This window comes from Nocardioides marinisabuli, from assembly GCF_013466785.1.
GTDB classification, from domain to species: Bacteria; Actinomycetota; Actinomycetes; order Propionibacteriales; family Nocardioidaceae; genus Nocardioides; species Nocardioides marinisabuli.
Map to the genome: position 1 here is coordinate 2062894 of NZ_CP059163.1, position 26306 is coordinate 2089199.

A 26306-nucleotide genomic window follows, 5' to 3' on the forward strand; every position below is an offset into this window, starting at 1 on the left:
CCGGTCGTCAAAAGTCGTTGTCGGGCCCCGTGGCGGAGCCGCCGACAGTCTCGCGCACAATGGCTCGAAACGTGAACGGGGAGGTTCATCAGGTGGCTCGACGTGACCCACGCCACTCCCCGGCGACCCCGCGCGACGACGCCGGACGGGCCGCCACGTGGCTGGTCCTGCTGCTGGTGCTGGCCCTCGCTGCGGGTGCGGCGGCCTGGCGCCTCGACCTCGTCGACCCCGCCCGTGAGCGGCTCGAGAGCCTGCGCGAGCGGGTGCTGGGCGACGAGGAGGAGCCCGACCCGAGCACCGACCCGGCCGCGGTCCCGCTGCCCGAGGGGCTCAGCCTGCCGGCGCTGACGGACCCGGCCGAGGTGGCCGAGGCGCTCGACCCGGCCACCGCCGGCGAGCTCAGCCCGACCGCCGTACGACGCGCGCTGCAGCAGCGCCTGGGCGACGACCGGCTCGGCAGGCGGGTCTCGGTGGCGGTCGCGGGGGCCAGCGGGGCGCCGGCGTACGAGAAGGGTGCGGCGCTGGTGCCGGCCTCGACCACCAAGCTGCTGACGTCGGTGGCCGCGCTGGAGACCATCGAGCCGGGCACCACCTTCCGCACCACGACCGTGCTGCGCGGCGACCGCCTGGTCGTCGTCGGCGGCGGCGACCCCTTCCTGATGCGGGCCCCCGACGAGCCGGGCACCGCCAGCGTGCCGGCCCGCGCCGACATCACCACCCTGGCCCGGCTCAGCGCCGCCGAGCTGCGCGAGCAGGGCGTGCGCCGGGTGCGGGTGGGCTACGACGACCGGTTGTTCTCCGGGCCGGCGTTCAACCCGCGCTGGCCCGACACCTACGTCGGCGACGTGGTCGCGCCGATCACCGCGCTGTGGGTCGACCAGGGCCGCCCCGAGACCGGCTACGGCCGGGTCGCCGACCCGGCGGCGGTGGCCGCGCAGGTCTTCGCCGATGCGCTGGCCGCCGAGGGCGTCCGGGTGCAGGGCGCCCCTGCCGCCGTCCGTGGTCGAGGGGAGGAGGTCGCGGCGGTCGAGAGCGCGCCCGTCGACGACGTCGTCGACCGGCTGCTGCAGGTCAGCGACAACGAGGCCACCGAGGTGCTGCTGCGCCACGTCGGGCTCGCCACCGGCGGCGCAGGCTCCTTCGTCGACGGGGTCCGCGGGGTCGAGACCGTGCTGGAGCGGCTCGGGGTGCCCGCGCCGCAGCGCCTGTACGACGGCAGCGGGCTGTCGCGGGAGAACCTGATCGCCCCCGAGACCCTCGTCGGGCTGCTGCAGGCGGTGCTCGGCGCCGAGGCCGACGACCCGGTGCGGGCGGTGCTCGGCGGGCTGCCGGTGGCCGGCTTCAGCGGCTCGCTGACCTTCCGCTTCGACGACGCCCCGGCGGCGGCCGTGGGGTCGGTGCGGGCCAAGACCGGCACGCTGAGCGGCGTGAGCAGCCTGGCCGGCACGGCGGTGAGCCGCGACGGCGTACCCATGGTGTTCGCGCTGATGCTCGACCGGGTGGGCGAGGTCGACGAGGCCTACGCGCAGGCGGCCCTCGACAGCGCCGCGGCCGCACTGGCGGCCTGCCGGTGCGCCCGGGGTGGGTCGGCCGCAGCCGGTCGGTGAGTAGGTTCGTCCCATGACGACGAGCCCTCCGCAGATCATCGACTGGGACCTCGCGGTGCGGCTCGGCACCAGGCTGGCCGGCGACGGGCCGACGGTGGGTCGCGACGAGGCCGCCGCAGCCGTGGCGGAGCTGCGCGCCGGGGCGCACCGCTCGACGCCGCTGGTCGCCGAGTTCACCGGGTTGCACGCCGACGCCGACACCGCGCCGGTGCTGGTGGTCGACCGCGGCGGCTGGGTGCAGGCCAACGCCGACGCCTTCAGCACCGTGCTCGCGCCGATGGTGGCCAAGCTGGTGGAGAAGAAGCCCCCGAGCGGGCTGTCGCTGGCGGTCGGCTCCCGGATCACCGGCGCCGAGGTCGGCGGCCTGCTGGGCTTCCTGGCAGGCAAGGTGCTGGGGCAGTTCGACCCCTTCCACGACCCCTCCGGCCGGCTGCTGCTGGTGGCGCCCAACATCGTGCAGGTCGAGCGCGAGATCGGCGCCGACCCCACCGACTTCCGGCTGTGGGTGTGCCTGCACGAGGAGACCCACCGGGTGCAGTTCACCGCGGTGCCCTGGATGCGCGACCACATCTTCTCCCTCGTCGAGCAGCTCAGCGCGACCATGGACAGCGCCAGCCTGCTCGAGGACGGCCTCGCCCGGGTCAAGGCCGCCGTAGGCTCGGGCACCTCGGGGGGCAGCCTCGTGGAGATGTTCAGCACCCCCGAGCAGCGCGAGCTGATGGACCAGGCGACCGGTGTCATGTCGCTGCTCGAGGGCCACGCCGACGTGGTGATGGACGGCGTCGGCCCCGAGGTCATCGGCTCGGTGGAGGAGATCCGGGCGAAGTTCAACGAGCGCCGCAAGGGCGTGGGCACCCTCGACCGGCTCGTACGCCGGCTGCTGGGCCTCGACGTCAAGATGGCGCAGTACCGCGACGGGGCGGCGTTCGTGCGCGCGGTCGTCGACAAGGTCGGGATGAGCGAGTTCAACGCGGTCTTCGCCGGGCCGGAGAACCTGCCGAGCAAGGCCGAGATCCACGACCCGCAGGCGTGGGTCGCGCGCGTCCTGTGACGCCGCCGACGAGGCCGGCACCGTGAGGCTGCACCCGTCGGTCGCGGCGGTGCGGGTCGCCGTACGACGTGACCTCGAGGACCTCGCCGAGGGCGACACCGTGGTGGTGGCCTGCTCCGGCGGCCCCGACTCCCTGGCGCTGCTGGCCGCGACGGTGCACGAGGCCCGCGCCGGTGGGTGGCGGGTCGTCGGCGCCACCGTCGACCACGGCCTCCAGGAGGGGTCCGCCGAGCAGGCGGCACGGGTGGTGGAGCAGATGGCGGCGCTGGGCGCCGCCGAGACCCTGACCGCCCGGGTGCAGGTCGGCTCCGACGCCGGCATCGGGCCCGAGGCAGCGGCCCGGCGCGCCAGGTACGCCGTGCTCGAGCAGGTCGCCGACCACGTCGGCGCCGCGGCGGTCCTGCTGGGCCACACCCGCGACGACCAGGCCGAGACGGTGCTGCTCGGGCTCGCGCGCGGCTCGGGCGGCCGGTCGCTGGCCGGGATGCGCCGCCGCTTCGACCGCTACCGCCGCCCCCTGCTCGACGTCCCACGCGACGACACCGTCACCGCCTGCCAGGTCGAGGGCATCGAGACGTGGGACGACCCGCACAACCTCGACCCCGGCTTCGCCCGGGTGCGGGTGCGCCGCACCGTCCTCCCGGTCCTCGAGGAGCAGCTCGGCCCCGGCATCGCCGCCACCCTCGCCCGCACCGCCGACCAGCTGCGCGCCGACGCCGACCTCCTCGACGACATCGCCGAGGCGACGTACGCCGACCTGGTGACCGCCGAGGGCGCCCTCCCGGTCGAGGCGCTCGAGGGCGCCCCCGACGCGCTGCGGCGCCGCGTGCTGCGGCTCGCCGCCCTCGCCGCCGGCGCCCCGGCCGCCGAGCTCTTCCACGAGCACGTGCTCGCCCTCGACTCCCTCGTCACCCGCTGGCGCGGGCAGAAGTGGGTCGACCTGCCCGGGCACCTGCGCGGGGTGCGGGTGGGTGGCCTGGTCCAGGTGGTCTCCTCGCGCTAGTCGACCGACCCCTGAGAGTGACCCCTGGGGGCGGAGCCGGCCGGAGACTGGCGGTGGGCAAGCGCCGGGTCCGGCCCCTGCTGTCGTGCCTGGACCAGTCGCGCCGGCGTGTCCCCGATCTGAGGTAACTAGCACCCCTTCGACCCCGATGAGGGGTCCTCGTCTCCACACACTGGCGCAGCGGACCGGATGTGCCCGCGGCCATGCAGATGCGTGGTCAGACTCGACGGGGGAGCTCAGATGAGCCGAAATCACACGTCCGTGGTCGCAACGCCACGGAAGTTCCGCGCCGCCATGCTGGGGGCGCTCGCCACGGTGATGGCGATCTCGGGGGTGGCCGGCCTGGGAGCTGCGACCAACGCGGCGTTCGCGGTCGACCCGGATCCTGACTTCATCCTGATCGAGGAGGACCTCGAGCACATCCTGAAGCAGATCCAGATCGCCGAGGCGCACGCCGCCGGCGGTCGGCTGCTCTGCGCGCGCCCGACCGACACGACGGGCAAGTGCGTGGCGGACCCGGCTCTCCCCGACGGCCTGCGGACGGTGGACGGCTCGAGCAACAACCTCGAGCACCCGGAGTTCGGCGCCGCGGACCAGCCCTTCCCGCGCCTGCTCCCCACGCGCTGGCGCAAGGGCGAAGCGGCACCGCCCGGGGCGCCCGGCAACAACCCGGCCGACACCAGCATGTGTGACGCGGGGACGACGTGCTACTCCCAGCAGCAGGGCTTCGTCTACGACTCCCAGCCACGCATCATCAGCAACCTGATCGTCGACCAGACGATCGCCAACCCGGCCGCCCAGAACGCCCACGACAACACCCCTGGCTCGACGATCGACGCCGAGGGCAACGTCTTCGTCCCCAACACCGCGCCGGACGAGGCGCTCTCCGCGCCGTTCAACGCCTGGTTCACCTTCTTCGGCCAGTTCTTCGACCACGGCCTCGACCTGGTCAACAAGGGCGGGAACGGCACCATGGTGGTGCCGCTGCGGCCCGACGACCCGCTCTACCAGGAGGGCGGCCGGACCAACTTCCTGCTGCTGAGCCGGGCCACCCGCTACCCCGGACCCGACGGCACGGTCGGCACCGAGGACGACGTGCACAACAACCAGACCACGCCGTTCATCGACCAGAACCAGACCTACACCTCGCACCCCTCGCACCAGGTCTTCCTCCGCGAGTACCGGCTGGGCGACCACGACGGCGACCCGGCCACGCCGGACGCGCCGATCGACACCGGACGGCTGCTCGACGGCACCCTGCCCGGTGGCGGCACCGGCGGGCTGGCCACCTGGGCCGACGTGAAGCGGCAGGCCCGTGACGTGCTCGGCATCGCCCTCGGGGCCGAGGGCGCCCCGGGGCCGGACAACAACGACTACCCCGACGTGGTCAACGTCCCGCAGGTCGACGTGGACCAGTACGGCAACTTCATCCCCGGGGCCAACGGGTTCCCGGTGCTGCAGATGGCGGACGGCACGGAGGTCGAGGGCGACCCGACGAACCCGGCCACGACGCAGGGCGCGGCACGCACCGACCACGCGTTCCTCGACGACATCGCCCACGGAGCCAGTCAGGATCCCAGGGACCTGAGCGGCTACGACAACGTCACCCTCGACGAGCACTTCGTCACCGGCGACGGCCGGGGCAACGAGAACATCGGCCTGACCTCGGTGCACCACATCTTCCACGCCGAGCACAACCGGATGGCCCAGGCCATCGAGGACATCCTCGACAAGCCGGGCAACGAGCAGCTGAAGCTGGCCTTCCAGGGCGAGACGAACACCTACGAGGAGCTGCTGGGCGAGCCCCTGCCCGAGGGCCCCGAGGCCGATGACTGGACTTACGAGCAGCGGATCTTCCAGGCTGCGAAGTTCCCGACCGAGATGCAGTACCAGCACCTCGTCTTCGAGGAGTTCGCCCGCAAGATCCAGCCGGCGATCGATGCGATCGTGTTCAACGAGAACAGCTACGACGCCACCATCAACCCGGCGATCCGGGCCGAGTTCGCGCACGTGGTCTACCGGTTCGGCCACTCCATGCTGACCGAGGAGATCCAGCGCGACCTGCCCGGTGTGCCGGGGGTGCAGGACGTGTCCCTGCTCGAGGGGTTCCTCGATCCACGGGCCTACGACAACGACGGGACGCTGACTCCCGAGCAGGCGGCCGGTGCGGTCGTCAACGGGACGACCAACCAGGTCGGCGGCCAGATCGACGAGCACATCATCGACACGCTGCGCAACAACCTGCTCGGCCTGCCGCTCGACCTGGCGACGATCAACATCGTCCGGGCCCGGGACGCGGGTGTGCCGCCGCTGCAGGTGGCGCGCAGGACGTTCTTCGAGGAGAGCGGCGACCCGATGCTGGAGCCGTACACCAGCTGGGTCGACTTCGGCCTCGGCATGAAGAACGGCGACAACTTCGGCCGCGAGTCGGCGAACCCGAACGCCTCGCTGGTCAACTTCGTGGCCGCCTACGGCAAGCACGAGACGATCCAGGCCGCGACCACCGTGGCGGCCAAGCGCGAAGCGGCCGACCTGATCGTCAACGACGGCGCCGGAGCCCCGGTTGACCGCCTGGACTTCATGAACAGCACGGGTGCCTGGGCCAACGTGGACGGTCAGACCACCACCGGCCTCGAGGAGGTCGACTTCTGGGTGGGCGGCCTGGCCGAGGCGCTCGAGCCCTTCGGTGGCATGCTCGGCTCGACGTTCAACTACGTCTTCGAGAAGCAGATCGAGGACCTGCAGTTCGGCGACCGGTTCTACTACCTGTTCCGCAACCAGGGCAACCAGCTCTTCTCCGCCCTGGAGGGCAACTCGTTCGCCGGCCTCATCCGGCGCAACACCGATGCCTCGCTGCTCCCGGCAGACATCTTCTCGGTGCCGGACCCGTTCATCGACCTGGAGAACCTGCCCACGCCGCTGCCGGACGGGCTGGTGCTGATGCCGGACGGCACCTACCGGTGGGACGGCGACGAGCACGTCGAGATCCATGGGCTGCGCACCGGTGAGGCCCCTGCCACCAACGACAGGATCCGCGCCGGTCAGGGTGACGACTCGCTCTGGGGCTATGGCGGCGACGACCGGATCGAGGGCGGTTCCGGCAACGACAGCCACCTCGGTGGGCCGGGCAACGACATCCTCACCGACACCTTCGGTGACGACAACATGAAGGGCGGGTTCGGCAACGACGCCATCAAGGGCGGCTCCGGCGACGACCTGATCCTGGCCGGGCACGGCCACGACTACGTCAGCACCGGCAAGGACTTCAAGACGGTCTTCGCGAGCACGGGCCGTGACGTCGTCATCGGCGGCGGTGGTCGCGACACCGTCTTCGGCGGTGAGCACGACGACTGGATCGAGGGCGGTGCCCACGCCGACCTGCTCCAGGGCGACAACGCCAACCAGTTCCAGTCCAACCCGCACGGCGGCGACGACATCGTCGACGGCGGCGCCGGCAACGACGACAACGAGGGCGAGGGTGGCGACGACATCCTGATCGGACGGGCGCAGGGCACGGACCGGATGGAGGGCATGCACGGGTACGACTGGGTCACCTACCGAGGTGACCGCCGCGGCGTGGACGTGGACCTGAGGTTCACCACCCTGCAGCGCCCGGACGTCCAAGCCGTGCGTGACCGCTTCGACATGATCGAGGGTGTCTCCGGCGGCGACGGGAACGACGTGCTGCGCGGCGTCGGCCGGGCGATCGACGACATCGCCGACCCGACGGACCACGTCATGACGCAGGCCTCGATGGACAAGATCGGGGGGCTCAGGGCGATGCTCGACCCGGGCCACGCCCAGAACTACGCGGAGCGGTTCATGCGCCAGGAGATCGGCGTCGACACCGAGATCGTCAACAACCTGCTGCTCGGCGGCTCCGGGAGCGACATGATCCAGGGTCGGGCCGGTGACGACTTCATCGACGGTGACGCCTACCTCGACGTCTACGTCCGGGTCAACGGCACCCGCTACACCAGCCCCGGCGACAAGGCTCTGCAGGCGGCCATCTTCAACGGCACGGTCGACCCGGGCGACATCGAGTTCGTCCGCGAGATCGTCGAGAGCCCGGGTCCGGACGACAACGACCTCGCGGTGTACAGCGCGCCCAGCTCGCAGTACGACGTGACCGACCTGGGCGACGGCTACTGGCGCGTCGACCACCCCGCCACCGACGGGGAGGACCGGGAGCTGGACGGTTCCGACGTCCTGCGCAACATCGAGCTCCTCGAGTTCGACGACGGGTGCTTCGTCCTCGGCCCTGAGCCGATGGAGGCCTGCGGCAGCTACGGAACCGCAGCCCTCAGCTACCAGGCTCCTGCGACCGAGGACGCACCGATCACCGCGACCGTGGTGTTCGACGGCCAGAACACGGTCCAGAACCCGACGGACATCCAGTTCCGCTGGATGATGACCGAGGACGACGCGGTGCCCGAGTGGCTGGCCACCACGGTCCAGAGCCCGAGCAGCTGCGCGCCCAACGCGGCCGGGGTCCTCGAGTGCACCGTCACCTTCACCCCAGGGGACTTCGAGGTCGACCACCTGCTCAGGGTCGAGGTGACCTTCTTCGACGACCAGGGCGTCCTGAGGACGATCAAGTCCGAGCCGACGACCGAGACGGTGGTCAACGTCCAGGACGTCCCGATCCCGCCGGTGCTCAGCACCCAGAGCCCCGTCGTCGGACAGGTGGTCCGTGCCTCCGGGCTGCAGGACGGGGACGGCCTGGCCCTGGCCGGGGACACCCTCACCTGGACCTGGCAGGTGTCCGAGACCGGCACGGGCGAGTGGACCGACGTGGCGACCAACCCGTACAACGTGACGGGCTTCGTCCCGCTGGCCGAGCACGTGGGCAAGTTCCTCCGGGTGGTCGCCGACTACACCGACGACCACGGCACCGTGGAGAGCGCAGCGTCACTGCCCACCGAGAACCCGGTGGCCGAGACGGCGACCGGGCCCGCGGCCCCGACACCGCCGATCAGCAACGTCGCGTCCGTCACCGCTCTGGGTCGCATCCAGGTCTCCTGGACCCGGGCGGTCGACAACGGCGGCGCCGAGATCACCGGTCACGTCGTCACGGTCTACGCCGACGAGGCCGTGCTCGGCACCCGCACCGCCGGGCCCGAGGCGACCAGCCTCGTCGTCGACGGTCTCGACCCCGATCCGGCCATCGCCTACAAGTTCACGGTCGCTGCCGTGAACGCGGCGGGCACCGGTGCCGCGTCCGAGCCGATGGGACCGGTGAGCTTCACCGGGACGGAGCCGGAGGAGCCCACAGAGCCGGAGGAGCCCGTGGAGCCGGAGGAGCCTGTGGAGCCGGACCCCGACCCGGCTCCGGACCCTGACCCGGCTCCGGACCCTGACCCGGCTCCGGACCCTGACCCGGCTCCGGACCCTGACCCGGCTCCGGACCCTGACCCGGCTCCGGACCCTGACCCGGCTCCGGACCCTGACCCGGTCCCGGACCCTGACCCGGTCCCGGACCCTGACCCGGTCCCGGACCCCGACCCGGTCCCGGACCCCGACCCGGTCCCGGACCCCGACCCGGTCCCGGACCCCGACCCGGTCCCTGACCCCGACCCGGTCCCTGACCCCGAGCCGGCGGCACCGGTCTCGTCCAAGACCAGGCTCAAGGTGCTGGACAAGCCGGTGCGAGCCGGTCAGCGAGCTGACATCAAGGTCGTGGTGCGCACGGCCGACGAGACCGTGCCGACCGGGGAGATCCGGGTGAGGGTGCGGGGTGCCAAGAACCTGACCCGCACGCTCGACGCGGACCAGGCCGGAGTGCTGCGGCTGAAGCTGCCCAAGCTGGCCGTGGGGACGCACCGCGTCAAGGTCCGCTACCTCGGCTCGTCGGACGTGGAGTCCTCCGCGGCCAAGACGCGGAAGGTCCGGGTCAAGCGGGCCAAGGCGGGGAAGTCGGCCACGAGCAGCCCTCGTGGTGGATGGAGCGCGGTCGACTCCTGACCGCCCGTGCGCAGGGGCCGGACCGCATCCGCGGCCCGGCCCCTGCCGCTGTCCACAGATCTGCTTGCACTCCTATGCATCGAACGTGCGTTCGACTAGAGTCGGGGCATGACAGCCGCTCCCTCCACCACCGATCTCGCCGCCCTCGGCGAGGCCGAGCTGGTCGAGGAAGTCCGGCGGCTCGAGGAGCTCAAGGCCCACGCCGCCGCGCTGCAGGTGGAGCTGACGGCTCGTCTCGACGAGGTCGTACGCCGCCGGCACGCCGCGGCCGGTCTGCCCGAGGAGCGGCAGGGCGTCGGTGTCGCTTCGCAGGTCGGGCTGGCGCGGCGCGAGTCACCCAACAGGGGTGCCCGCCACCTCGGGCTGGCGAAGATCCTGGTGGCCGAGATGCCGCACACGCTGAACGCGATGCGCGCCGGTTGGTGTAGCGAGTGGCGCGCCACCCTCCTGGCCCGCGAGACCGCGTGCCTGTCGCTGGAGGACCGGCGCCGGGTCGACGCGGAGTTGATGGCCGACCCCGAGACCACCGAGGGCTGGGGTGACAAGCGACTGGTGGCCGCGGCCCGGGCCCGCGCCTACGAGCTCGACCCGCACGCCGCGTTGAAGCGGTCGAGGAAGGCCGAGGGTGAGCGGTACGTGTCCCTGCGACCGGCACCGGACACGATGACCTACCTGACCGCGCTGCTCCCGGTCGCCCAGGGCGTCGCGGCGTACGCCGCGCTGACCCGCGCCGCCGACTCCGCCCGCGCCGACGGCGATGAGCGCTCCCGCGGGCAGGTCATGGCCGACACCCTCGTCACCGCGATCACCGACCGCACCGCCGAGTCGGCGCCAGTTCCCGCGGTGCCGGTGGCGGTGAACCTGACGGTCTCCGACGCCACCCTCCTCGGCGGTGGCCACCAGCCGGGGTGGGTGGCCGGATACGGGCCGGTGCCGGCCGGGTTCGCCCGCGAGCTGGTCGCGACCGCGATCGCCGACGCGCAGGCGACGCTGCGCAGGCTCTACACCACCAGCACCGGGACGCTGGTGGCGATGGACTCCCGGGCCCGCACCTTCCCCGCGAGCCTGGGGTTGTTCATCGACCTGCGCGACCAGTCGTGCCGCACCCCGTGGTGCGACGCACCGATCCGCCACCGCGACCACGTCGTCCCCGACCACGCCGGCGGCCCCACCAGCGCCACCAACGGACAAGGGCTGTGCGAGGCCTGCAACCAAGCCAAGGAGGCCCCCGGCTTCACCGCCACCACCGTGGGCGGCACCGTCGTCACCACGACCCCGACCGGCCACCAGGTCCGCTCCAGGGCACCCGACCTCCCACCCGGCGACCCACCGGTCACACCCGAACCCCCACGACCCCGGGTCGACGTCCTCCACCCCCGCCTGCAGATCGTCCTCGACGACTACACGCCGGCGGCCTGAGCCACCGAAACGACCACGGGCCCGGCGCCGGACGCCGATACTCCTCGCATGCAGACCACGCGCCTGCGCCGCGCGGGCATCGCCGCCGTCGCCACTGCCGCCCTCGTCGTGCCCCTCGCCCAGGCCACGGGCGCCCAGCAGCCCACCGGGGCCCGCGCCCCAGCGGTGGGGGAGACCGGGCGCTCGATCATCCACGGCCAGGTCGTCGACTCCCGGACGGGCAAGCCCCTCGACGATGTGCACGTGGAGGCTGTGCGGGTGACCGCGCGCGGGGAGGAGGTCGCGGCCAGCGACCTGAGCTACGCCAGCCCCGACAACGCCATCACCCACGGCTACTTCGCGATGCACGTGCAGCGCGGCGGCTACCGGGTCACGTTCGACCGCCCGGACTACGCGACGACCCGTGTCGAGGTCGAGAAGGGCCAGCGCGACCGCGCCGGCCTGGGTTCCCCCGTCGACCTGGTCCGGCTGCCCGCCACCCGGATCTCGCTCAGCGCGATCCGCGGGCGGGGCCTCAGCGTCCGGACCGGACGACGCATCGAGCTCGACCTGCGCCTGAGGGGCAAGGGCGCGAGGACCAGCCCCACCGGCACGGTCGCGGTCTCGCTGGAGCGACGCTCGAGCGCCGTGGCCCCGCGACGGTGCTGCGGCGTCGCGACGGGGGTCGCAGCACCGTCGACATGGGCCGCGCCCCCGCGCCTGGGCGCTACGACGTCGTCGTGTCGTACGCCGGCGACGCAGCCCACCGCAGCGCCGAGCAGGCCTTCACCCTGCGCGTGGTGAAGAAGGGGTAGCCCCGGGGCGCAGCGACCCCGTGCCCCCTTAGGCTCTGCCCATGGATTCTGCCCACGTGGAGCACGACCTCGTCAACGTCCTCTTCACCGAGGAACAGATCCAGGACCGGCTCAAGGAGATGGCCGCCCAGATCGAGCAGGACTACGAGGGGGAGGACCTCCTCATCGTCGGCATCCTGCGCGGCGCCGTGATGGTGATGGCCGACCTGGCCCGCTCCTTCACCCGCCACCTCGAGATGGACTGGATGGCGGTGTCCTCCTACGGCTCGGGCACCAAGTCCAGTGGCGTCGTGCGCATCCTCAAGGACCTCGACACCGACATCTCCGGTCGCCACGTCGTGATCGTCGACGAGATCATCGACACCGGCCTGACCCTGTCGTGGCTCACCTCCAACCTGAGCAGCCGCAACCCCGCGAGCGTCGAGATCGCCACGCTGCTGCGCAAGCCCGAGGCGCTGCAGATGCCCGTCGACGTCAAGTACGTCGGCTGGGACATCCCCAACGAGTTCGTGGTGGGCTACGGCCTGGACTACCGCGAGAAGTACCGCAACCTGCGCGACATCGCCACGCTCGCCCCGCACGTCTACTCCTGAGCCGGCCCCGGTCGTCCCGGGACCCCGCGATCACCAGTCGCCTGCGAGGATGAGCCTGACGCGGGCATGTACCGTCGTCGGTCCGTTCGACGTCTGAGACGAGAGAAGTCCGTGAAGCGCTTTGTCAAGGGTCCCTGGCTGTGGATCGTGGTCGCCGTGGTCGGCGTCCTGCTCGCCCTGCAGTTCCTGGCCCCCAGCAGCGGCGGGGACGAGATCCCCGCCTCCGAGATGTCCGCCTACATCGAGTCGGGGGAGATCAAGGAGATCACCTTCGTCGACGGTGACCAGGAGATCCGCGCGACCCTCGACGAGGGCGTGCGCGAGGAGGGCTCGGAGGTCTTCTCCTACTGGGTGCAGGGCACCCAGCCCCGTCTCTACAACGCGGCCAGCGACCAGGTCGACAGCGGCGAGATCGAGGAGCTGAAGACCGAGATCTCGCGCCCGAGCGCGCTGAGCTCGTTCCTGTTCTCGTTCCTGCCGCTCATCATCATCTTCATCGTCTTCCTCTGGCTGCTCAACAACATGCAGGGCGGCGGCGGCCGCGGCGTCATGCAGTTCGGCAAGTCCAAGGCCAAGCTGATCTCGAAGGACATGCCGAAGTCGACGTTCGCCGACGTCGCCGGCGCCAACGAGGCCATCGAGGAGCTCGGCGAGATCAAGGAGTTCCTCCAGGAGCCCGCCAAGTTCCAGGCCGTGGGCGCCAAGATCCCCAAGGGCGTGCTGCTCTACGGCCCGCCGGGCACCGGCAAGACGCTGCTGGCCCGCGCCGTGGCCGGCGAGGCCGGCGTGCCCTTCTACTCCATCTCCGGCTCCGACTTCGTCGAGATGTTCGTCGGCGTCGGCGCGTCCCGCGTGCGCGACCTCTTCGAGCAGGCCAAGGAGAACGCCCCGGCCATCGTCTTCATCGACGAGATCGACGCCGTCGGTCGCCACCGCGGCGCCGGCATGGGCGGCGGCCACGACGAGCGCGAGCAGACCCTCAACCAGCTGCTGGTCGAGATGGACGGCTTCGACGTGCGGGGCGGGGTCATCCTCATCGCCGCCACCAACCGCCCCGACGTGCTCGACCCCGCGCTGCTGCGCCCCGGCCGCTTCGACCGCCAGATCGGGGTCGACGCCCCCGACCTGGCCGGGCGCCAGAAGATCCTCGAGGTCCACTCGCGCGGCAAGCCGATGGCCCCCGACATCGACCTGCGCTCGTACGCCCGCCGCACCCCCGGCTTCACCGGTGCCGACCTGGCCAACGTGCTCAACGAGGCTGCGTTGCTGACCGCGCGCAACAACGAGAAGCAGATCACCAACATCTCCCTCGACGAGGCCATCGACCGCGTCATCGCGGGGCCGCAGCGCAGCTCGCGGCTGATGAGCGAGAAGGAGAAGCTCATCACCGCCTACCACGAGGGCGGCCACGCCCTGGTGGCCGCGGCGCTGCCGGGCAACGACCCGGTCCACAAGATCACGATCCTGCCGCGCGGTCGCGCGCTGGGCTACACGATGGTCCTGCCCGACGAGGACAAGTACTCCCAGCCCCGCTCGCAGATGCTCGACCAGCTCGCCTACATGCTGGGCGGGCGCGCCGCGGAGGAGCTGATCTTCCACGACCCCACCACCGGCGCCGGCAACGACATCGAGAAGGCCACCAACCTGGCCCGCGCGATGGTCACCCAGTACGGCATGACCGAGCGCCTGGGCGCGATCAAGCTCGGCGACTCCAACTCCGAGCCGTTCCTGGGCCGCGACCTGGGCCACCAGCGCAACTACTCCGAGGACGTCGCGGCCAAGGTCGACGAGGAGACCAAGAACCTCCTCGCGGCCGCCCACCAGGAGGCCTTCGACATCCTGGAGGAGAACCGCGACGTGCTCGACGCGCTCGTCCTGGCGCTGCTGGACAAGGAGACCCTCGACAAGGAGCAGATCGCCGAGGTCTTCGTGCCGCTGCGCCGCCGCGACCGGCGTCCGGCCTGGACCGGCTCGCCCGACCGCCGGCCCTCGCAGGTGCCCGCGGTCGAGATCCCGCAGGAGATCCGCGACCGGGCCCGCACCAACGGGGTCGACCGTCCGGCCGAGACCGACGAGGCCGGTGGCGGGGCCGTGGTGACCCCGCCGGGCGCCGGCGGCGACGTCCACGGCGGCACGCCGCCCCCCTCCGACGACACGTGGCGTCCGTGACCGACGGGATCGGCCCGGTCAGCATGGTCGAGCGCGACCCCGGCGAGGTGCCCGACTTCGACCAGGCGCGCGCCGAGGCCGCGGTGCGCGAGCTGCTGCTGGCCATCGGCGAGGACCCCGACCGCGAGGGCCTGCTCGAGACACCGGCCCGCGTCGCGCGGGCGTACGCCGAGGTCACCGCGGGGCTGCGGATGCGCGCCGAGGACGTGCTCACCACGACCTTCGACCTCGGTCACGACGAGATGGTGCTGGTGCGCGACATCGAGCTGTGGTCGATGTGCGAGCACCACCTGGTGCCCTTCACCGGGGTCGCGCACGTCGGCTACATCCCGGCCGAGAGCGGCAAGATCACCGGCATCTCCAAGCTGGCCCGCCTGGTCGACGTCTACGCCCAGCGCCCCCAGGTGCAGGAGCGGCTGACCACGCAGGTCGTCGACGCGCTGATGACGATCCTCGAGGCGCGCGGCGCCGTCGTGGTGATCGAGGCCGAGCACCTGTGCATGACCATGCGCGGGGTCCGCAAGGCCGGCGCCCGCACCGTCACCTCCGCGGTCCGCGGCACGATGCTCACCGACCGCGCCACCCGCGCCGAGGCGATGGCCCTGATCCACGGGACCACGCGCCGCTGAGCAGCGCGCCGAGCAGCCGATGATCCCCGCCCTGGCCGTGCCGCTGGGACGCCCGCGCGTGATGGGCGTCGTCAACGTCACCCCCGACTCGTTCTCCGACGGGGGCCGGTACGCCGCCCCCGCCGCCGCGGTCGAGCACGGCCTGGCGCTCCTCGAGCAGGGCGCCGACCTGCTCGACATCGGCGGCGAGTCGACCCGGCCGGGCGCGACGCGTCCCCTGGTCGCCGAGGAGCTGGCGCGCGTGGTGCCGGTGATCCGCGAGCTGGCGGGTGCCGGCGCGGTCGTCTCGGTCGACACGATGCGCCACGAGGTCGCCGAGGCGGCCCTCGAGGCGGGCGCGGTCGTCGTCAACGACGTCTCCGGCGGCCTCGCCGACCCCGCGCTGCTCGAGGTCGTGGCGGCCGCCGGGGCGACGTACGTCGCCATGCACTGGCGCGCCCACAGCGACCGGATGCGCGAGTTCGCGGTCTACGACGAGCCGGGCGGCGTGGTCGCGGCGGTCTGCCGCGAGCTGGAGGAGCGGGTCGCGGCGATCCGGGCCGCCGGCGTGGCCGACGACCGCATCGTGCTCGACCCCGGGCTGGGCTTCGCCAAGACCCCCGCGCACAGCTGGGAGCTGCTGCGCGACCTCGACCCGCTCATGGCCCTGGGGCACCCGCTGCTGGTCGGCGCGAGCCGCAAGTCCTTCCTCGGCTCGCTCCTCGCCGACGCCGCCGGGCCCCGCCCGGTGGGCGAGCGCGAGGCCGCCCACCTGGCGGTGGTGCTCGAGCTGGCCAGGGCCGGGGTGTGGGGGGTGCGGGTCCACGACGTACGGTCTGCTCGCGACGCGCTCGCGGCCCGGGCCGCGATGCTCGCCGACGAGACCGGCAGGACCGACGCGCAGGGAGGTGGGCATGACTGACGAGATCGCCGTCCTCGGCGTCGAGTGCTTCGCCCACCACGGCGTCCTGGCGCACGAGAAGCGCGACGGGCAGACGTTCGTGCTCGACCTCGCGCTGGGCGTCGACACCGCTCTCGCCGCCGCCTCGGACGACTTGCGCGACACCGTCGACTACGGAAGTCTCGTGACCGCGGTCAAGACCGCGGTGGAGCGCGAGCCGGTCGACCTGATCGAGACCCTGGCCCAGCGGGTCGCCGACGTCTGCTTGTTGGACGACCGTGTTGAATGGGCCCGGATCACGGTCCACAAGCCGCACGCCCCCATCAGCGCGACGTTCTCGGACGTCACGCTGACGATCACCCGGAGACGCGAGGACTCGACGTGACTGAGACGCCCAACCCGCACATCATCAACGCCGACACCCTCACCGGTGAGATGCGCCCGATCCGCCGTGCCGTGCTGGCGGTCGGGTCCAACCTCGGCGAGCGGATGGCCATGCTCCAGGGCGCGGTCAACGCCATCGCCGACACCCCCGACGTGTGGGTCACCGGCGTCTCGCCGGTCTACGAGACCGAGCCGGTCGACTCCCCGGAGGACGCCCGCAACTACCTCAATGCCGTGGTGCTCATCGACACCACGCTGGCCGCGAACCGGTTGATGGACCGGGCCCTGGCCATCGAGGACGCCTTCGAGCGCGAGCGCAGCGACGTGCCGAACGCCCCGCGCACCCTCGACGTCGACCTGATCGTCGTGGGCGACCGCCGCAGCGACGAGCCCCACCTGCGCCTGCCGCACCCGCGTGCCGCCGAGCGCGCCTTCGTGCTCAAGCCGTGGTTCGACCTCGAGCCCGACGCCGCCCTGCCGGGCCGCGGGCCGATCGCCGACCTGCTGGCCGAGACCGGCCTCGATGGCATCACGCTGCGCGAGGACCTCACGCTCGCCGTCGAGTGAGCGAGCCCGAGCAGACTCCCGAGCAGCCCCCGGGGCGGCCCCCCGGCCAGGGCTGGGGCCGTGCCCCGGCCTCGCCCGCGCTGCTGACGGCCGCGGTCGTCGTCGGCCTCGTCGCCGGGTGGCTGGCCCGCCCGGTCAGCACCGCCTGGCTGGGCTCCGCGCCCGTGGTCACCTGGGTGCAGCCCACGCTCCTGGCGATGCTCGCGCTGGTCATCGGCGTCACCGCCCGCCACACCCACACCGCCCTGCAGGTGCGCCGTGAGCCGATGGAGCCGCACCGCGCGGTCAACCGGCTCGCCTTCGGGCGCGCCAGCGCCTACGTCGGCGCCCTCGTGGGGGCCGGGTACGCCGGCTACGCGCTGTCCTGGCTGGGCCTGAACGCCGAGCTGGCCGGCCAGCGGATGCTCTGGTCGGGCCTCGCCGCGCTCGCCGGTGTGGGCGTCGTCGCGTGCGGACTGCTGCTCGAGCGCGCGTGTCGCGTGCCGGGAGACGACTCGGACGCCTAGCCTGGCGCTATGTCCACTTCTGTCGCTGGGGCCACGCAGGCCACAACCGCCGCGTCCGTCACATCCGCCACGCGGGCCTCGCGGCGTCGCCAGCGCTCGACCCGCCTCACCGTCGCCACGGTGCTGCTGGTCCTCTCGGCGCTGCTCGTCCTCGGCGCCGTCGCCAGCGGGTCCGCCCTGCTGGTGACCGTCGCCGCCCTGGCCGCCGTCGTCCTCGGCGCCGCCGCCACCCGCATCACCCACGCCGAGCTGCTGCAGTCGCGCCGCGACGCCGCCCGCGACCGCGCCGAGCAGGCCCAGGCCTACCGCCGTCTGGCCGAGACCCGCGCCGACGAGCACGCCGCCCGCGTCGCCGAGCTGACCGAGCGCCTCGAGGAGCGCGAGAGCGCCCTGGGCGACCTGCAGACCGAGCTGGTCAAGACCCAGCGCACCGCCGCCGACAGCGCCCGCCAGGTCGACGTCGCGCACCGGCGCAACGTCGAGCTCGAGAAGGAGGGCCGCGTCGTGGCCCGCAGCCTGGAGTCCGCCGAGGAGCGCGCCGCCGACGCGATCGTGCGGGTCGCCGAGCTCGAGGCCGAGATCGACGTGCTGCGCGCCGAGCTCGAGACCGTCACCGCCGCCTGGCGCACCGCCGAGGCCGGGGCCCGCCGCCGCGCCTGAGCCCCGGGACCACCACGCCCGAGCGGGCGAGGCGGCGTACGGCATCATGACCCCCGTGAACGACGAGGAAGCGCTGCCCGAGGAGAACCGTTTCGAGAGCGACCCGGGGGAGATCCTCGACGACCTCCCCCTGCCGGACGGCTGGGAGGTCGGGACCCCGGACGCCGAGGACCGCTTCGAGGTCGCCCGCCTGACCCACCTGCTGCGCGCCCACGAGCGCCACGGCCGCGGCTGGGCCGGCGCCGGCGTCGACGACGTGCTGGTCGAGGTCTCCGAGCACGGCCTGCGCACCCGTGCCAACGTGGTGATCCGCGACCCCGAGGGCAGCATCCAGGCCTGGGGCAGCGTCCACGACCGCGCCGGCGGCCGGATGCTCTACTCCCACATCGTCAGCCGCGAGCTGGCCCCGCCGATCGCGCGCAAGTGCTCCGACGCCCTCTTCGAGTGGGCGGCCGGCCAGGCCCGCGCCGTCGGCGAGGCCCGCGGTCTGCCGACCCAGCAGATCGACACCGGCGCCTTCGAGGGCGACGAGCGCCAGTACGAGTGGCTGACCCGCGCCGGCTTCCGCAAGGTGCGCACCTGGTGGCAGATGAACCGCCCGGTCACCCCCGAGGAGCGCGACCTGGTGCCCGACAACGAGGAGTGGGAGGCGCGCGGCGTGCGCTTCCGCCTCGTCGACCGCGAGGGCCAGGGCCTGCCCGACGAGGCCGACCTGCGCGCGGTCCACGACGTGCTCGAGCAGTCCTTCACCGACCACTTCAACAACTTCGAGGAGTCCTACGCCGAGTTCCTGCACCGGCTGCGCGAGGACCCCGGGCACCGCTGGAACCACTGGTGGCTGGCCGAGATGGTCGAGGACGTCCCCGAGGGCCTCGTGGCCGAGGAGGGCCGCCACCCCGCGGTCGGTGCCCTGATCGGCACCGTCTCGGAGAACGCGACCGGCCCCGACTCCTCCTACGTCTCCTACATCGGCGTCGTCGAGGCCGCCCGCGGCCGCGGCGTGGCCAAGGGCCTGCTGCGCACGATCATCTGCGACGCCGCGCGCCGCGGCCGGGTCGGCGTGGGCCTCGAGGTCGACGCCGACTCCTCGACCAACGCCCACGAGCTCTACACCGCGATGGGCTGGCGCACGAAGTACGTCACCGAGTCCTGGCACCGCGACGTGCCCGTCGAGGGCTGAGGTCCGGCCGCGCCGATGGGACTCCTCGGGGCGGCTAGGCCTGCTCGGCCAGCGAGGCGCGCAGGGCGCGGTGCACCCCGTCGGGGGTGAGGACGCCGACGAACTGCGCGCCCTCGCGCACCCCGACCATGCCCCTGTCGTCGCGCAGCAGGTGGGTCAGGGCGTCCTCGAGGGTGGAGTCGAGGTCGATGGCGGCGCCGAGCTGGCCGGCGCTGACACCGTCCATCGGCTCGAGGTCCTCACGCCGCAGGGGGACGACGCTCAGGCGCCGCAGGCTCTTCTCGGAGCCCACGAAGTCGGCGACGAACTCGTCGGCGGGCCCGCCCAGCAGCTCGGCCGGGGTGCCGTACTGCGCCAGCCGGCCGCCCTCGGCGAAGACGGCGACCCGGTCGCCCATCTTCACGGCCTCGTCGATGTCGTGGGTGACCATCACGACGGTCTTGCCCAGCTCGCGCTGCAGGCGCAGGAACTCCTCCTGCAGCCGCACCCGCACGATCGGGTCGACGGCCCCGAACGGCTCGTCCATCAGCAGCACCGGCGGGTCGGCGGCCAGGGCGCGGGCCACCCCGACACGCTGGCGCTGGCCGCCGGAGAGCTGGTGGGGGAAGCGGTCGGCGTACCGCTCGGGGTCGAGGCCGACGAGCTCGAGCAGCTCGACCGCGCGGGCGCGCGCGGTGGCCTTGGACTCGCCGTACAGCAGCGGCACGGTCATCACGTTGGTGACGATGCGCTGGTGGGGGAAGAGCCCGATCTGCTGGATGACGTAGCCGATGCCGCGCCGCAGCCTGACCGGGTCGGCGGTGGTGACGTCCTGGCCGTCGATCTCGATCGTGCCGGTCGAGGGCTCGATGAGGCGGTTGATCATCTTCAGCGTGGTCGACTTGCCGCAGCCCGACGGCCCGACCAGCACCACCATCTCGCCCTCGCGCACCTCCAGGTCGAGGTCCTGCACGGCCACCGTGCCGTCGTCGTAGCGCTTGCCCACGCCGGAGAGACGGATCATCACGTTCGCGGGAGCCGACCCGGTAGCGTCCATGCGGTGACCCTACTCGCGCAGGCCGACGACGGGCCGAGCTGCTACGGACGGCTCACCAACGAGTGGCTGTGCTGGGACTACGTGGTCGACTACCGCCCCGAGATCGTCGAGGCCACCACCCAGCACGTCGCCATCACGATCGTCTCGGTGCTCTTCGGCCTGGCCCTGTCCTTCCCGCTGGCGCTGCTGGCCCGGCGCCTGCCGCGCCTCGAGAGCACCGTGCTGGGGGTCAGCACCGGCCTCTACACGGTGCCGTCGCTGGCGCTCTTCCCGCTGCTGGTGCCCTTCACCGGCCTGAGCGCCACCACGGTGGTCATCGGCCTGGGCCTCTACGCGCTGACGGTGCTGGTGCGCGCGATCCTCGAGGGGCTGCGCGCGGTGCCCGAGGAGGTGCGCGAGTCGGCGCGCGGCCTGGGGTACGGCGACGGGCGGCTGCTCCTGCGCGTCGAGCTGCCGCTGGCGGTCCCGGTGGTGATGGCCGGGCTGCGGGTCGCCACGGTCTCGACGGTGGCGCTGACGACCGTCGGGTCGCTGGTGGCCTACGGCGGGCTGGGCAACCTGATCGCGGAGGGCGTGCAGAGCAACTTCCGCGCCCAGCTGCTGACCGCGGCCGTGCTGTGCGTGGCGCTGGCGGTGCTGCTCGACGTGGTGATCGTGGCGGCGCAGCGGGTGCTGACGCCCTGGACCCGGACGGCGGGCTGATCTCGTGGACGTGCTCCTCGACGCGCTGGCCTACCTGCGCGACGCCGACAGCTGGACCGGCCAGGGCGGGATGCTCGAGCTGCTGGTCCAGCAGCTGCTGGTCACCGTCACCGCGCTGGCGGCCGCGATGCTGGTCGGGCTGCCGGTCGCGCTGTGGCTGGGCCACCTGGGCCGGGGCGGGTTCCTGGCCATCAACATCTCCAACGTCGGTCGTGCGGTGCCGACCTTCGCGCTGCTGGCGATCTTCGTCGCCGGCGACGCGTGGGCGTGGACCGGCGGGGCCTTCCCCGGCACCGGCACCGTCGGCCCGTACGGGCGGGCCGGCATCTCCACCCTGGTCGCGCTCGCGCTCTTCGCGCTGCCGCCGCTGATCACCAACGCCTACGTCGCGGTGCGCGAGGTGCCGCCCGAGGTGCGCGAGTCGGCGCGCGGGATGGGCATGAGCGGGTGGCAGCAGTTCCGCCGCGCCGAGCTGCCGCTGGCGCTGCCGCTGGTGATGTCGGGGGTGCGGCTGGCGCTGGTGCAGGTCTGGGCGACTGCGACGATCGCGGCCCTGGTGGCCGGGCCCGGCCTGGGCCGGGTCATCACCGACGGGTTCTTCCGCACCGACTACGGCAAGGGCATCGCCGGGGCGATCGTGGTCGCCGCGGTGGCGCTGGTCCTCGAGGTGCTGGCCGCCGCGGTGCAACGCTGGCTCGACCCGGTGCGGCGCGCCGCCCGGACGGGTGAGCGGGCGGTGTCCCCGGAGGTGTCTACCCTGGAACCGGCGGCCCGCGAGGGCGGCTGAGCAGTGGGCGCCGCCTGCTGACCGGACACGCGCGGGGCCGACCCGCGGGACACAGAAGGTAGGACCCCACATGATGGTGCGACGTTCCCTGGCCGCGGTGGTCTCCGCCGCCGCCCTGACCCTGACGGCCTGCGCCGGCGACGACCTCGCCGCCGAGGGCGACGACGGCTCCGCCGAGCCCAGCGGCGGCGGGCCGGTCACGATCGCCTCGCAGTCGTTCCCCGAGGCCGCGCTGATGGCCTCGATGTACGAGCTGCTGCTCGCCGACGCCGGCTACGAGCCCACCGTGCAGCTCGTCGACTCCCGCGACGCCTACATGGCCACGTTCCCCGGCGACGTCGACGTCGTCCCCGAGTACGTCGGCGGCATCGTGAACTTCCTCAACTCCACCTCCGACCAGGGCTCCGGCGACCAGCTGACCGCCGGCGACGGCCAGGAGCTCGCCGACGCCGGCGCCGACCTGCTCGACGAGGCCGGCATCGAGCTGCTCGAGCTGTCGGAGGCCACCGACACCAACGCCTACTTCGTGACCATCGAGCGCGCCGAGGAGGAGGGCTGGGAGGTCCTCTCCGACCTCGAGGGCGAGTCGGTCGTGCTGGCCGCCGCCCCCGACTGCGAGGGCCGCCTGGACTGCGAGGCCGGGCTGCGCGACGAGTACGGCATCGACATCACCAAGGTCCTGCCGCTGGGCTACGCCGGCGACCAGACCTACCAGTCGGTCCTCGACGGCGAGTCCGACCTGGGCCAGACCTCCACCACCGACGGCACCCTGGAGTCGCTGGGCCTCGTCGTGCTCGACGACGACCAGGAGATCCAGCCCGCCCAGAACCTGGTGCCGGCCGTCTCCGAGGACTTCCTCGAGCAGAACGAGGGCGTCGCCGACATCCTCAACGAGCTGATGGCCGCCCTCGACACCGACACCCTCACCGAGCTCAACGGCCGGATGGCCGTCGACCGCGAGAAGCCCGAGGACGTCGCCCGCGACTTCCTGGAGTCCGAGGGGCTGCTCTGACTCAGCGCTCGTGCGCGCGCAGGGCCACGGCCTCGTGCGGCACGGGCGCTGCGTCGTCCCCGAGGGGTACGTCGATGACCGGGCCGGCCGGTGAGTCCCGCCGGGGCACCGGCCCGGGGTGCCGGGCCACGTAGGTCATCACGGCCGCGGCGTCGGCGCGCCGGCCCTGCTCGACCAGCCAGCCGGTCAGCCGGTGCACCGGGGTCAGCCCGGAGTGCACCAGCGAGCGCTCGCCCCACAGCGAGACGACGCCCTCGTGCAGCAGCGCCCACCACTCGTCGGAGCAGCCGGGGATCTCGGTGAAGTAGCGGTGCAGGTCGCCGGCGAGCACCCGGTCGAGGAAGACTTCGGTGACCTCGGGGGAGCCGTGGGCGCGCACGCTGGCCAGCGACATCTGCTTGGTCGTCCACCGGTCGCGCAGGTCGTCGACCGACGAGCGCTGCTGGGTGATCGAGGAGCCGTCGGAGCGGATCCGCCAGTGGTAGACGACCTCGGGCAGCACCGCGAAGCGGCGCGCGGCCAGGAACGCCCGGGTCGTGGTGGGCTGGTCCTCGTAGCGCAGCCCCTCGGGCCACGAGAGGCCGTGGTCGTCCCAGAAGGAGCGCCGCACCAGCTTGTTCCAGGCGAAGACGTCGCCCAGCACCTCGGGGTGCTCCTCGACGGTGACGGTGCGCCTCTCGCGGTGCAGGCGGCGCATCCACGGCGGCTCGACGAGCGCCTCGCCCTCCCACCGCACGATCGAGCCGGTCGCCAGGTCGACCCCGCGCCCGCGCAGCGCCCGCGCCAGGACGTCGTACGCCGCCGGCGGGACGACGTCGTCGGAGTCGGCGAAGGCCAGCAGCTCGCCGCGGGCGTGGGCGACGCCGGTGTTGCGGGCGGCGCCCAGGCCGTGGTTGGCGGTGTGCACGACCCGGATCTCGTCGTGGCGGGCGGCCCACTCGTCGGCGACCGCGCCGGAGCCGTCGGTGGAGCCGTCGTCGACGACGACGACCTCGAGGGGCCGGTAGGTCTGCGCCAGCAGGCTACCCAGGCAGGCGGGCAGGTAGTCGGCCACGTCGTACACGGGGACGACCACGCTCAGCAGCGGGGCGCGCCGCCGGAGTTTCATGGGTCCCACGCTATCCAGGACGGGCGCTGCGGCGCGGGCGGGGATAGCATCGCCTCCCGTGAGTGCCGACCCCTTCGCCGTGCCCGCCGACCCGGATCCCTCGAGCTACCCCCGCAAGGTCCTCTTCGTCGCGGGCGCCGGGAGGTCCGGCACCAGCACGATGGCCGGGCTGATGAAGATCCTGGGCCTGCACGTGCCGCAGCCCGAGGTCGAGCCCGACGAGACCAACCCCAAGGGCTTCGCCGAGCCGGCCTGGGCCGTCGAGCACCACTCGCGGCTGCTGCGCGAGGCCGTGGTGCAGGTCAGCGACTCGCGCCCCGACGCGTGGTTCGAGACCGCCCGGGTCTCCGCGCGCGAGCCCGAGCGGATCGCCACCGCCGAGTGGCTCGAGGGCCACTTCGCGGTCAACCCCGAGCTCGTCGTCAAGGACCCGCGGCTGAGCTGGTTCCTCTCGCTGTGGCGCGTCGCCTCGATCCGGTGCGGCGCCACCCCGGTCTTCGCGACCATGCTGCGCCCGCCCTCGGAGGTCGTGGGCAGCAAGCAGAAGTACTACGCCAACCGCCTCGGCTCCGCGCACCTCGCGGCCTCGTGGCTCAACATGCTGCTGCACACCGAGCGCGCCACCCGCGAGTCCGTCGCCGACGGCGGCCGCGTCTTCGTGCGCTACGGCGACCTGCTCGACGACTGGGTCAAGGCCACCAGCCACGTGGGGGAGACCCTCGGCCTGCAGCACGTCGTCAACGCCAAGTCCGAGCGGATCCGCGACGGGCACCGCTTCGTCGACCCGGGCCTGCGCCGCGTCTCGGGCTCGCTGGAGGACCTGGGCCTGCCCAAGCGCCTGCACGAGCTGACCGCCGACACCTGGAACGAGCTCAACAAGCTCGCCGAGCCCGGCGGCGACCAGCCCGAGGTGCACCAGGCGCTCGACCAGCTGCGCGAGACCTACGTCGACCTCTACGAGGAGTCCGAGGCCATCTCGCGCTCCTCGGTGGTCGCGGCCGAGCAGAAGACCCGGCGCGGGCGCGACAAGGCTCCCGCCGCCGCGGCTCCCGCGCCCGGCGCCCCCGCTGCCCCGGCCGGCGGCTCCGCCGTCGACCGCATCCCGCACGGCCTGCGCGCCGCGATCCCGCCGAGCGTGCGCCGCGGGCTGCGCAAGGCCGCCGGTCGCGAGCGCTGACCCGGTCGTGAACGCGATCCGCAACGCCGAGGGCCTGCGCAACATCGAGGGCCACAGCGACTTCGACATCACCTGGCCGTGGAACCGGCCCGGCGGGCTGCGCCCCGGCGCGACCGCGGTGCTGCGCGTCAAGGACGAGTCGATGGCGCTGCCCTTCGTGCTGCCGCCGCTGCTGCGCGCCACCGACCACGTGGTCGTGGTCGACAACGGCTCGACCGACGGGACCCCCGAGGTGGCCGCCCGTGCCGCCGCCGACGCCGGGCTGGCCCACAAGCTCACCCAGCTGACGTACCCCTTCGAGGTCGCCCGCGCCGGCGCCGAGCACCTCGCGGTGCACGAGCTGTCGGTGCACTCGCTGTCGTACTTCTACAACTGGTGCTTCGCCCAGGTCGGCACCCGCTACTCCTGGAAGTGGGACGGCGACATGGTGCTGACCACCGAGGGCGAGGTCTCGATGGCCGACCTCACCTGGCAGGTCGGCGGCGTGCAGTCGATCGTGCGGGTGCCGCGCCACGGGCTCTACATCGAGGACGAGTCGCTGGCCTACCTCGACCTCGGGCTGCGCAACGCCGAGGAGTGGGGCTACCCCGTGGGGCCCGACTTCGTCTTCACCAAGGCCTTCGAGTGGGAGATCCGCTCGACCCCCGAGAACTGCCGCACCATGGGCCTGCCGCACGGGCTGTGCGTCGAGCTCAAGGACCTGCACGGCGACGAGTTCGCGCACTGGACCGACCCGTCGTCGTTCGCGACCTCGTGGCGCAACCGCCGCAAGCGCCGCGAGTGGGCGGTCTTCCACGCCCTCAAGGAGGGCACCGTGCCCCCCGGCGTGCACGAGATCCGCGCCCCCGAGGGCGTGCACGTGGTCGACCACGTCACCCACGACTGGCTGCCCCGCGCCCCCCGCCCCCTCCAGGTCGGCTGACCAGGGCCGCGTACGACGACCGTGGGTCAGGTCACACCCGGGTGGGTTACGCGCCCGAGCGGTGCGGCGTACCGTTCATGGGGTATCTGACGGACACGACGTCCGGTACCCACACCGGCCCCCGCGCCAGCAGCCCCGGCTGCGCCGACGAGGGGG

General features: G+C 72.9%; 22 protein-coding genes. 20 read left to right on the forward strand and 2 right to left on the reverse strand.

Going from position 1 to position 26306, the window contains the following annotated elements; all coding sequences use genetic code 11:
• Window positions 1-92: 92 nt before the first annotated feature.
• The 15 genes from dacB (at window position 93) to H0S66_RS09905 (ending at window position 19406) form a co-directional block, all read left to right on the forward strand.
• Window positions 93-1607: a D-alanyl-D-alanine carboxypeptidase/D-alanyl-D-alanine endopeptidase gene (gene dacB / locus H0S66_RS09835; protein WP_179615225.1), complete on the forward strand. Its 1515-nt coding sequence runs from the start codon at window positions 93-95 to the stop codon at window positions 1605-1607.
• A 13-nt stretch (window positions 1608-1620) separates the two neighbouring features.
• Window positions 1621-2658: a zinc-dependent metalloprotease gene (locus H0S66_RS09840; protein ID WP_179615226.1), complete on the forward strand. Its 1038-nt coding sequence runs from the start codon at window positions 1621-1623 to the stop codon at window positions 2656-2658.
• A 22-nt stretch (window positions 2659-2680) separates the two neighbouring features.
• On the forward strand, window positions 2681-3661 hold the full coding sequence (gene tilS, locus H0S66_RS09845; RefSeq protein WP_179615227.1) for a tRNA lysidine(34) synthetase TilS: 981 nt from the start codon (window positions 2681-2683) through the stop codon (window positions 3659-3661).
• A gap of 213 nt (window positions 3662-3874) precedes the next feature.
• A complete protein-coding gene (locus H0S66_RS09850; protein ID WP_180923901.1) occupies window positions 3875-9625 on the forward strand; it encodes a peroxidase family protein in 5751 nt (1916 codons plus the stop codon).
• 108 nt (window positions 9626-9733) lie between these two features.
• Window positions 9734-11044 (forward strand): HNH endonuclease, encoded by a 1311-nt coding sequence (locus H0S66_RS09855; RefSeq protein WP_179615229.1) that lies wholly within the window; start codon window positions 9734-9736, stop codon window positions 11042-11044.
• A 48-nt stretch (window positions 11045-11092) separates the two neighbouring features.
• A complete protein-coding gene (locus H0S66_RS09860) occupies window positions 11093-11827 on the forward strand; it encodes a hypothetical protein (protein WP_179615230.1) in 735 nt (244 codons plus the stop codon).
• Window positions 11828-11879: 52 nt separating this feature from the next.
• On the forward strand, window positions 11880-12431 hold the full coding sequence (gene hpt, locus H0S66_RS09865) for a hypoxanthine phosphoribosyltransferase (RefSeq protein ID WP_179615231.1): 552 nt from the start codon (window positions 11880-11882) through the stop codon (window positions 12429-12431).
• 111 nt (window positions 12432-12542) lie between these two features.
• Complete coding sequence (ftsH, locus tag H0S66_RS09870) at window positions 12543-14600, forward strand: ATP-dependent zinc metalloprotease FtsH (protein WP_420846871.1); 2058 nt, start codon at window positions 12543-12545, stop codon at window positions 14598-14600.
• A 23-nt stretch (window positions 14601-14623) separates the two neighbouring features.
• Window positions 14624-15229, forward strand: coding sequence for a GTP cyclohydrolase I FolE (gene folE, locus H0S66_RS09875; RefSeq protein ID WP_218876917.1), 606 nt, complete (start codon window positions 14624-14626; stop codon window positions 15227-15229).
• 19 nt (window positions 15230-15248) lie between these two features.
• A complete protein-coding gene (gene folP, locus H0S66_RS09880; protein WP_246305127.1) occupies window positions 15249-16130 on the forward strand; it encodes a dihydropteroate synthase in 882 nt (293 codons plus the stop codon).
• Complete coding sequence (gene folB / locus H0S66_RS09885) at window positions 16123-16494, forward strand: dihydroneopterin aldolase (protein ID WP_179615234.1); 372 nt, start codon at window positions 16123-16125, stop codon at window positions 16492-16494. Before folP ends, folB begins: the two co-directional genes overlap by 8 nt.
• A complete protein-coding gene (gene folK / locus H0S66_RS09890; RefSeq protein ID WP_179615235.1) occupies window positions 16491-17060 on the forward strand; it encodes a 2-amino-4-hydroxy-6-hydroxymethyldihydropteridine diphosphokinase in 570 nt (189 codons plus the stop codon). Before folB ends, folK begins: the two co-directional genes overlap by 4 nt.
• Window positions 17057-17566 (forward strand): DUF3180 domain-containing protein, encoded by a 510-nt coding sequence (locus H0S66_RS09895; RefSeq protein WP_258017200.1) that lies wholly within the window; start codon window positions 17057-17059, stop codon window positions 17564-17566. The genes folK and H0S66_RS09895 overlap by 4 nt, the downstream gene beginning before the upstream one ends.
• 9 nt (window positions 17567-17575) lie before the next feature.
• Window positions 17576-18226 (forward strand): hypothetical protein, encoded by a 651-nt coding sequence (locus H0S66_RS09900; RefSeq protein ID WP_179615236.1) that lies wholly within the window; start codon window positions 17576-17578, stop codon window positions 18224-18226.
• Window positions 18227-18281: 55 nt separating this feature from the next.
• Window positions 18282-19406 (forward strand): GNAT family N-acetyltransferase, encoded by a 1125-nt coding sequence (locus H0S66_RS09905; protein WP_179615237.1) that lies wholly within the window; start codon window positions 18282-18284, stop codon window positions 19404-19406.
• Window positions 19407-19440: 34 nt separating this feature from the next.
• On the opposite strand, the gene H0S66_RS09910 is transcribed toward H0S66_RS09905, so the two are convergent.
• On the reverse strand, window positions 19441-20442 hold the full coding sequence (locus H0S66_RS09910) for an ABC transporter ATP-binding protein (RefSeq protein ID WP_218876281.1): 1002 nt from the start codon (window positions 20440-20442) through the stop codon (window positions 19441-19443).
• 3 nt (window positions 20443-20445) lie between these two features.
• On the opposite strand from H0S66_RS09910, the gene H0S66_RS09915 reads away from it, so the two are divergent.
• The 3 genes from H0S66_RS09915 to H0S66_RS09925 all read left to right on the forward strand — a co-directional run bounded on the left by H0S66_RS09915 (window position 20446) and on the right by H0S66_RS09925 (window position 22943).
• Window positions 20446-21144, forward strand: coding sequence for an ABC transporter permease (locus tag H0S66_RS09915; protein ID WP_179615238.1), 699 nt, complete (start codon window positions 20446-20448; stop codon window positions 21142-21144).
• Window positions 21145-21148: 4 nt separating this feature from the next.
• Complete coding sequence (locus tag H0S66_RS09920) at window positions 21149-21931, forward strand: ABC transporter permease (protein ID WP_179615239.1); 783 nt, start codon at window positions 21149-21151, stop codon at window positions 21929-21931.
• Window positions 21932-22004: 73 nt separating this feature from the next.
• Window positions 22005-22943, forward strand: coding sequence for an ABC transporter substrate-binding protein (locus tag H0S66_RS09925; protein ID WP_179615240.1), 939 nt, complete (start codon window positions 22005-22007; stop codon window positions 22941-22943).
• A 1-nt stretch (window position 22944) separates the two neighbouring features.
• Here the strand turns inward: H0S66_RS09925 and H0S66_RS09930 are convergent, their stop codons facing one another.
• Entirely contained in the window at window positions 22945-24051 is a 1107-nt protein-coding gene (locus tag H0S66_RS09930) for a glycosyltransferase family 2 protein (RefSeq protein WP_179615241.1), read from the reverse strand.
• Between the two features lie 58 nt (window positions 24052-24109).
• Here H0S66_RS09930 and H0S66_RS09935 point away from each other — a divergent pair, with 58 nt between their 5' ends.
• Both H0S66_RS09935 and H0S66_RS09940 read left to right on the forward strand, forming a co-directional pair.
• Complete coding sequence (locus H0S66_RS09935) at window positions 24110-25228, forward strand: sulfotransferase family protein (protein ID WP_218876282.1); 1119 nt, start codon at window positions 24110-24112, stop codon at window positions 25226-25228.
• Between the two features lie 7 nt (window positions 25229-25235).
• Window positions 25236-26150, forward strand: a complete 915-nt coding sequence (locus tag H0S66_RS09940; RefSeq protein WP_179615242.1) for a glycosyltransferase — start codon at window positions 25236-25238, stop codon at window positions 26148-26150.
• Window positions 26151-26306 lie beyond the last annotated feature (156 nt).